This is a genomic window from Oscillospiraceae bacterium (assembly GCA_035353335.1).
Lineage (GTDB): Bacteria > Bacillota > Clostridia > Oscillospirales > JAKOTC01 > DAOPZJ01.
In genome coordinates this window covers 1-8,303 of record DAOPZJ010000058.1, presented here as the reverse complement: position 1 = coordinate 8,303, position 8,303 = coordinate 1, and the positions used below count along the sequence as shown (strand labels likewise).

General features: G+C 50.5%; 9 protein-coding genes. 4 read left to right on the top strand and 5 right to left on the bottom strand.

Annotated features, from left to right (window positions below; genetic code table 11):
* The 3 genes from PKH29_10725 to PKH29_10715 all read left to right on the top strand — a co-directional run.
* On the top strand, positions 1–789 hold a 789-nt coding region (locus tag PKH29_10725; protein HNX15309.1), incomplete at its 5' end, for a class I SAM-dependent methyltransferase.
* Positions 786–1,538, top strand: a complete 753-nt coding sequence (locus PKH29_10720) for a nucleoside phosphorylase (GenBank protein HNX15308.1) — start codon at positions 786–788, stop codon at positions 1,536–1,538. The genes PKH29_10725 and PKH29_10720, both read left to right, overlap by 4 nt.
* Before the next feature lie 18 nt (positions 1,539–1,556).
* On the top strand, positions 1,557–2,132 hold the full coding sequence (locus PKH29_10715) for a GNAT family N-acetyltransferase (GenBank protein ID HNX15307.1): 576 nt from the start codon (positions 1,557–1,559) through the stop codon (positions 2,130–2,132).
* 24 nt (positions 2,133–2,156) lie between these two features.
* On the opposite strand, the gene PKH29_10710 is transcribed toward PKH29_10715, so the two are convergent.
* Both PKH29_10710 and PKH29_10705 read right to left on the bottom strand, forming a co-directional pair.
* Complete coding sequence (locus PKH29_10710; protein ID HNX15306.1) at positions 2,157–3,236, bottom strand: hypothetical protein; 1,080 nt, start codon at positions 3,234–3,236, stop codon at positions 2,157–2,159.
* Between the two features lie 116 nt (positions 3,237–3,352).
* A complete protein-coding gene (locus PKH29_10705) occupies positions 3,353–4,171 on the bottom strand; it encodes a helix-turn-helix domain-containing protein (protein ID HNX15305.1) in 819 nt (272 codons plus the stop codon).
* Between the two features lie 197 nt (positions 4,172–4,368).
* Here PKH29_10705 and PKH29_10700 point away from each other — a divergent pair, with 197 nt between their 5' ends.
* Positions 4,369–5,481: an aldo/keto reductase gene (locus tag PKH29_10700; GenBank protein HNX15304.1), complete on the top strand. Its 1,113-nt coding sequence runs from the start codon at positions 4,369–4,371 to the stop codon at positions 5,479–5,481.
* An 87-nt stretch (positions 5,482–5,568) separates the two neighbouring features.
* Here PKH29_10700 and PKH29_10695 read toward each other — a convergent pair whose 3' ends face one another.
* Genes PKH29_10695 through PKH29_10685 form a run of 3 tightly spaced genes read right to left on the bottom strand, consistent with a single transcriptional unit; the run spans position 5,569 to position 7,948 of the window.
* A complete protein-coding gene (locus PKH29_10695) occupies positions 5,569–6,690 on the bottom strand; it encodes a class I SAM-dependent RNA methyltransferase (protein ID HNX15303.1) in 1,122 nt (373 codons plus the stop codon).
* Positions 6,690–7,526, bottom strand: coding sequence for a fumarate hydratase (locus tag PKH29_10690; GenBank protein ID HNX15302.1), 837 nt, complete (start codon positions 7,524–7,526; stop codon positions 6,690–6,692). Before PKH29_10690 ends, PKH29_10695 begins: the two co-directional genes overlap by 1 nt.
* A 2-nt stretch (positions 7,527–7,528) precedes the next feature.
* The gene (locus tag PKH29_10685; GenBank protein HNX15301.1) at positions 7,529–7,948 is read right to left on the bottom strand and encodes a S1 RNA-binding domain-containing protein; all 420 of its coding nucleotides are present in this window, start codon (positions 7,946–7,948) and stop codon (positions 7,529–7,531) included.
* Positions 7,949–8,303 lie beyond the last annotated feature (355 nt).

Sequence of the window (8,303 nt, the reverse complement as noted above, 5' to 3'; positions counted from 1 at the left end):
GAGACCGTGCGCGCCTACTACAACGGGGGCTGCGAAGTCGAATGGCAGCGAATCGCCGGAAGACCGGAGTTTTTATTAACCTGCCGCTTTTTAGACCGCTATATCAAGCCCGGCGACAAGGTGTTGGATATCGGCGGAGGGCCGGGACGGTATTCGCTGTATTTGGCACAAAAGGGCTGCAAGGTGACGTTGGCTGACTTGTCGGAAGAAAACGTCAAGTTTGCTCTGCAAAAAGCCAAAGAAGCGGATTTGAAGATCAACGGGCTCGCCTGCAACGCGCTCGAACTCGATAAATTAATCAGCGAGAAATACGACCATGTTTTGTTGATGGGGCCTTTATATCACTTGCTCGAAGAACAGGAACGCATTACGGCGGTTAATCAGGCGCTCAAAGCGCTCAAACCCGGCGGCGTGCTGTTTGCCTCGTTTATCAGCATGAACGCAGGCATGGTTTACGCCATGAAATGTAAACCCGAGATCATTGGTGATCCCAACGAAAAGGGCTTTTACAATGCGTTTTTGGACGGCAGCAGTTTTAGCGGTGAAGCGTTTACTCAGGCGTATTTCATCACGCAAAAAGAAGTCCTGCCGTTTATGGCGCAGTTTCCGCTCCAAAAACTCCATCTGTTCGGTCAGGAAGGCATGACTGCACCGTGTGAGAGCAACATTATGTCGCAGTCCAAAGAGATTGTCGATCTTTGGATGGACTTTACTGAGCTGACCTGTGAACGTGAAGAACTTCTTTCGTGGTCGGAACACTTGATGTATGCGGGGAGGAAACTGAAATGAGCATTATCAACGCTTTTGACCCAATTTCGGAGGAAATTTTAAAACCGATTCATATGGTCAAGCCGATTGAAAACTTCCCCGAGACGGTGATCGTCACCTTTTCGGAGCATATCCGCGAGCTTGCGGCGACCCTCTTCCCCGCCGTGGAAATCGGGCACTTTACGGCCGGGGTAAAGCTGCCGATTTATGCGGTCGACTACCGCGACAGACGCATCGGCGTCTATATGACGGTGCTCGGCGGCAGCGCGTCCGCCGGACTGCTCGAAGAGGTGATTGTGGCGGGTGCGAAAAAGGTCCTGTTTTTCGGCTCGTGCGGCGCGCTCGATAAAGCACTTTGCGCCGGCCATGTCATCGTACCGACAAGCGCTTACCGCGACGAGGGCACAAGTTATCACTATCAGCCCCCAGGCGACTGGGTCGAGGTCAAATCCGCCGAGAAGACCGCCGAAATTTTAACGGCACTGAACATCCCCTTTACGGCGGGCAAGACCTGGACGACCGACGCTATTTACCGTGAAACGCGGGATAACACCGAAAAGCGCAAACAGGACGGCTGCATCACGGTTGAGATGGAATGCGCCTCGGTCATGGCTACCGCGCAGTTTCGCGGAATTGAGTGCTATCAATTTCTCTATGCCGCTGATTGCTTAGACGGCGAAGACTGGGATCCGCGCATACTGGGACAGATGCCCGAGGGCGCGCATGAAAAATATCTGCGACTGGCGCTCGAAGTCGCCCGCCGTCTATAACTGAAAGGAGTTGTACTTATGTTGAAACTGGAGACCGAACGATTGATCTTAAGGCCGTTCTGCGCCGATGATTTTGAAGAGGTTCACACTTACGGTTCCGTACCCGAAAATATCCGGTTCATGCCGTGGGGCCCGAACACCGAGGAAGACACCCGCAACTTTCTGCACGAGGCCGAAGAGAAGTGGAAGACAGACCCGATCATGGAATATGAGTTCGCGATCGCGCTTAAGGACGGTCACGTCATCGGCGGCTGCGGAATTTATCTCAATAAAGAACGCAACACCGCGATGCTCGGCTGGATTTTACACCTTGATTTTTGGCATCACGGCTACATGACCGAAGCAGCCAATGCGATGATGAGATTCGGCTTCGAGACGCTCGGCCTGCACCGCATTTGGGCGAGCTGCAATGCTGATAACACCGCCTCATTCCATGTGATGGAACGGCTGGGTATGCGCCGTGAAGCGCATTTCCTCAAAAACCGCTTCGGGAAGGTGGATACCGAAAAGGTCTGGTACGACGAATTGATTTATGCAATGCTCGACGAAGAATGGAAGTCAAAATCAAATGCAAATAAAAATATTAATCACTGACATTCGAAGTCCACGCCTTTCGAATTACGTATTTTTTATCATCCATTCATCGAGTGCGTCAATTTCGCCAACGCTCCCAGGCCAGGTCATGTAGACGGTCAGGCGGGGATCGAGCTCCTTATGCACCTGCTTGATCATCTCCGGGCTGCCGGTAAACGCGACGGCTTTCCCTCGCGACTGCACCTTTTTATACAGGTCAAGGTATTGCAGGTGCGTTTCGAACGGATTGGGCACATAGGCGACAAGGTGTATCTTGTCTATGGACATCAGGTCTTCGTAATGCTTCAGCGCGCCGGGGCCATCCCAGTGGAGCACTACATGATCTATAAAGCTCGCCTCGTACTCCATCGTCGGCATGGCCCATCTGCGGAACATCTCCGGACCGATCATCGCAATAAAATCACAGGATACGCAGGCTACGCTGCCGGTGGAAGAAAAAGCGTCAAAATAGTAGCCGAACTCATCCATCCTGCCGGCAGTTGTGCAGGTCTCCCAGCATTTTTTAAAGACGCCGCGGATATCCTCCATGGCCCTGTCGATGAGTTCCGGGGTTTCTATTAAATCAAAGCAGAGCTGTTCGGAGCCCCTTGCAGCTAATAACAGATCCATATTCGTATGGAAATCCAGCGGTCTGGGCAGAACGGAACCCCTGAAGGCATCGGCGCATTTCCCGTAAAATTCGACCATACGTTTCCAGTTGGGACTGTTTTCATTGATTGTTATGGGCAGCTGGGTTGATAAGTCTGTTATAAACGGCTCCGCCCAGTTGGTGTCCATATTGCTGTCCTCATTCCACACCAGTTTGCCGCCGCAATAAGTCGAAATCTCGTCGGCGCCGAAGGAGGGCCAGTAGGTCGCGATAGAGTCGCCGCCGAAGTATGTGTTCTCCGCGTTCTCCAGTACCTCGCGGGTCATCTTGTCCATATCCCCGAAGCTGCGCTCCTTGTAGGTATGATAATGATAGGGCTTGGATTTGTCTTTCGGGCAGTTGCTGAGAAGTATGGGTCGGTCGATCAGCTCGCCCTGCCAGAAGGCGTCCCACCTCTTGGCCGATTGCTCTATATCGGGTTTGAAACGCCTGAGGTTATCAAGATTGACTTTCATGCATTTTCTCCTATCGATGCGACATTATCGGTATCGATATAGATTATAAAGAATCGGCACGGATTATACAATAGGAAGAACGGTAAAATGAACTTTGCTCCGATAGAATACCGCACTTATGTCAATGCAGCAGTGTATGATGTAAACAGATAATATAGAATTGGATACCTCTGGGCATCCATTTTTATTACTGTGTTTTGTGACAAGAATCCGACGATTTTCATAACCGCTTCTGCCGGAGGAACGGGTGCACTGTATTTTCCGAGTAATGTCTGCCTCAGATGCTCCTCATCTGTTCTTGTGTCTCCGTCAATCAGCTCACAAATCGCAGTCAAAATTCCGGGCAGATGCTCACGCAGGTAAGTTTCCCGATCGGGCAGCGCAAGGAAGTTCGGCAGCAGTAACTCACGGCTGTCACGTGCGTGGGGCCGGCGGCGGGCAAGCAGTTCCGCTTTCTCTGTCATTCCGGCGCTGCGATAGAGGAAACATAACACTGCTATCAGACCGCTCCGTGAGTGGTCATTTAAATTCCCCTCCAAACGTCTTTCGCAAATTTCAATCGCATGGTCGATTTCCTCTCCTGCCATAGCGAGCGCTTCCGCACGGGCTCCCAATAATCCAATGTCAGCCGGAAATGTTTTGAGGGCCTCGTCGAAAACTTTCACGGCATCATGATACTTGCCTTCTACCTGTAACGTATTCGCCTGTGCATAAACGCCCCACATCTTGTCCTTGATTTCCGATACGCCCAACAATTCATCGACTGTTACGTTAAAGCAGTTGGCTAACCCCGGCAGTAATGTGATGTCAGGATAACATTCATCCCGTTCCCATTTACTGACCGCCTGCCCGGTCACACCGATACGCTGTGCGAGTTCTTCTTGGGTCAATCCCATGTCAAGCCGCAATTGCTTCAGATTTTTAGCAATTAACATACTTCATCGCCTCCGTTTCATATGCGCTTATTTTAGCAAGGTGCTTTGTGTTTCACAAGAGAGACGTTGTTGTTAAAACTCAACCTGAGGTTGGATGAGAATGTATAAAATGGAAACGGTAAAGCCCTGATTCGGGGGTTTTCTTTTGGGCGGAAATTTTGTATACTGATGTGGGCAATGACCCACGGAGGTTTGAAATGAAAGGTTTGGAAAACTTAAAAAAACTCGGTTTCGGATTGATGCGCTTTCCTCGCAAAAACGGTCAGATCGATAAAGTTGAACTTCAGCATATGATCGACGAATTTCTTGCGCGCGGTTACAAATATTTTGACACGGCCTATGTCTACGACGACGGCGGCTCCGAAGAAATGGTCGGCGAACTGCTCGCTTCCCGATATCCGCGTAATTCGTTTTATTTAGCAACAAAAATGCCGTCAAAGGTTGTGAATACACCGGAAGACATGGAGACGGCGTTCAATTTACAACTCTCCCGCACCAAGGCCGGCTATTTCGATTTTTATCTGCTGCACGCCATCGGGCGCGGCAATATCGAGGCCTTTAACAAAGCAGGTGCATGGGACTTTTTACAGCAGAAAAAGAGTAAGGGGTTAATCAAACATGTGGGCTTTTCGTTCCACGACGGCCCCGAGATGCTCGAAGAAGTCCTGACTGCTCATCCGGAAGCGGATTTCGTCCAATTGCAAATCAACTACGCCGACTGGGAAGACCCAAAAGTCCGGTCGCGTGAATGTTATGAAGTCGCCAGAAAGCACAACAAGCCAATCATCATCATGGAGCCGGTCAAGGGCGGAAATTTAGCCGGAATGGGTGACGATATCCGCAAGATATTCACAGACGCTGCGCCCGATCAATCCGTCGCTTCGTGGGCGGTTCGGTTCGCAGCTTCACTTGAAGGCGTGTTGGTCATGTTGAGCGGCATGTCCGACCTTGTGCAGGTCAAAGATAACCTCGCTACTTTTGACGATTTCAAACCGCTCACGGAAAACGAGATGGCGGTTATCGGCAAGGTTCAAAAAATGCTCTCCGAGATTCCCACCATCCCCTGCACCCGCTGCAAATATTGTGTCTCGGATTGCCCGAGCGAGATTAATATTCCGGGTATTTTAGGCGTTTTAAATGAACACGCGCTCTATCAGAACGGTGTCCGCGGAAAAGGCCACTACAAATGGGTCACAAACCAATCCGGCAAAGCGTCAGACTGCGTTTCCTGCGGCCAGTGCGAAACCCAGTGCCCGCAGCACATCAATATAATCAATCAACTGAAAAAGTCTGCAGAACTGTTCGAGTAAGTATGTAAAACCTGAGTAAAAAATTACGGTGGCTGATCCTTTCAATTGAATTTAATCACCGTTTCCGATTCTCAACGATTACATGCATTAATAAAACATATACAAATTGCACTTGATCATCCCGTTGTAGAGCTTGCGGCGCTTTTGGGCCTGCCGCCCGAAAATGCGCTCAAACTCCTCTTCCGGGCTGATGATATAATATCCGACATTCTGCCGCACGGCGAAGCGTTCGCCCATCTCGCGGTAGATTTTTTTGGCCGCTTCGATATCGGCAAGCCGTTCGCCGTAAGGCGGGTTTGCCAAGACCACGGTCTTTTTATCGTCTTCGGGCAGCTTGAATGCCGCAATCGGACGCAGAGCAGCTTTGACGTATTTTCCGACGCCCGCTTTTTCGGCGTTGTGCAAAGTCAATTCGACGGCTTCCGGCACGATGTCATAACCCAAGCATTCGAATTCGTTGCTCTCTCGGATTTCGGAGCGCGCTTTATCCCTGATCTCATGGAAGGTCTTTTGCGAGATCAAATTCCAGCGCTCGCAGGCAAAATGCCGGTCGAGACCGGGTGCGACGTTGAGCGCTTTGCGGGCGGCTTCGATGAGCAGCGTGCCCGAGCCGCAGCAGGGATCGATAACCCGGTGATAGGCCTTGACGCGCGCGCAGTCGGCAATGGCAGCCGAAAGCGTTTCCTTGATCGGAGCGATGCCGCCCTCCTGCCGATAACCGCGTTTATGAAGTCCCGCACCGGAGGTATCGAGATAGATCGAAGCCATGTCGTTCATAATCGAAAACATAAGCTGATATTCAGCGCCGGTCTCTTCAAACCAGGCGACCTGATATTTTTGCTTCAGGCATTCAACCGCCGCTTTTTTCACAATCGACTGGCAGTCCGGAATGCTCGTGAGTTTGGAATTTAACGACCAGCCCTTGACCGGAAACGCACCGTCTTTAGGGATAAAATCGAAAAGCGGCAGCGCTTTTACTCCGCAGAAAAGTTCATCAAAAGTGGATGCTTTAAAAGTGCCGAGCAGAATCTGAACCCGCTCGACACAAGATAATAAAACATTAGCTCTTGCGACGTCGAAGACCTCGCCGCAAAAACCGACCCGGCCGTTTTCACAGGTCGGAGTTATTCCCAGTTTGAATTTGATCTCGTTTGCCGCGATGCCCTCGGTGCCGAACAGGCAGGGCATCGAAATTTGAATGTCTTTCATTATATTATTATCTCCGCGTGCCGGTTGACATGGCAGCCGATATTTACCGCGACCGGAAGCCCCGCGATGTGTGTGGGCGCATATTCGACATTGACTGCAAGCGCTGTGATTCTTCCCCCAAAACCCTGCGGACCGATGCCGAGCGAATTGACGCCCGAGAGAATCATATTTTCAAGCAATGTGTAGTCAGGATCGGGATTGCGAAGATCAATGCTGCGACATAAAGCTTTTTTGGCCAAAATTGCCGCCTGCTCAAAATCACCGCCGAGTCCGACGCCGACAACCAACGGCGCACAGGCATTCGGTGCGGCTTCCTCGACAGCCTGAACGACAAAATCGGCGATGTCCCATTTGTCGGCAGCCGGGGAAAACATCTTTATTTTGCTCATATTTTCGCTGCCGAAACCCTTGGGTGCCACTGTTAGTTTGATTTTGTCGCCTTCAGCCAACCGAATATGGATAATCGCGGGTGTGTTGTCGCCCGTGTTTTTACGGCGAATCGGGTCGGAGACGATCGATGCACGTAAAAAACCATCTTTACAGGCCTCGGCGACTCCGTCGTTGATGGCTTGCTCAAACGATCCTTCGATATGCACATCTTGTCCGATTTCTGCGAACACGACGACAGCGCCCGTGTCCTGACAGATCGGAAGATGCTTCTCCCGTGCGAGCGCTATGTTTTTATTCATAGTGTTCAGGATGACCGCAGCACGGCCTTCCTCTGCTTTTTCACAAGATAGCAGTTTTGCAGTCACATCGGAAGGAAGTTCGGTGCTTGCCCGGATATAGAGCTGTTTGATCGCCCGTGTGATTTCCCGTGCGGGAACAGTTTTCATCATTACCGTTTCCTTGGTGCATATCCGCCGCTCCCGCGCCGGGATTCGGTGGATTTGCGCAGATCGGAGATTTTCTCTTCGCTGCTCTGCTTGAATTTTGAGATCATCTCTTCGAACGGATCGAGATCGGCCTTTTTCTCCTGCGGTTTTGCCCGCATCGTCTGCGGACGAGGGGGCGGTGGCGCCGGAGGATCGACTTTTTTAATCGAAAGCCCCAGTTTATTGCCCTCGCCGATTGAGATTAATTTGACTTTAACTTCTTGCCCCATCGTCAGAAAATCAGACACCTTCTCGACATAAGAATTGGCAATCTCGGAGATATGTACCATTCCGACGGTGCCGGGTTTGAGCTCAATGAAAGCCCCGAATTTCGTAATCCCGGTCACCTTGCCCGTGTAGATTGCGCCGACTTCCAGTTCCATTGATTTTACTTTCCTTTCGATGTCCCTTTCGTCCATTTTTACACACCTTATACTATTTTCTTTTAAAAGATAGATTTATCCATCTTTTAATCCTGCCGTCTTGCGACAGCAACAGCGGTTTCGCTACCGAGAAAAGCCGTACAATACTGATTTTGCAAACGTGCGATCATGTTTTGTAACGCGTTATCATATACAAATTCATCATGAGCATACTAGTATAAACGCGTTTAAAAGTAGTTAAATGTGTTTATATGCTCAAGAAAATCGTTGAATCCATCATAGGCTCCAAGAGCGAACGCGCGCTGAAGACCATAAAACCGATCATAGACCGCATCAACGCGCTCGAGCCGGAGAT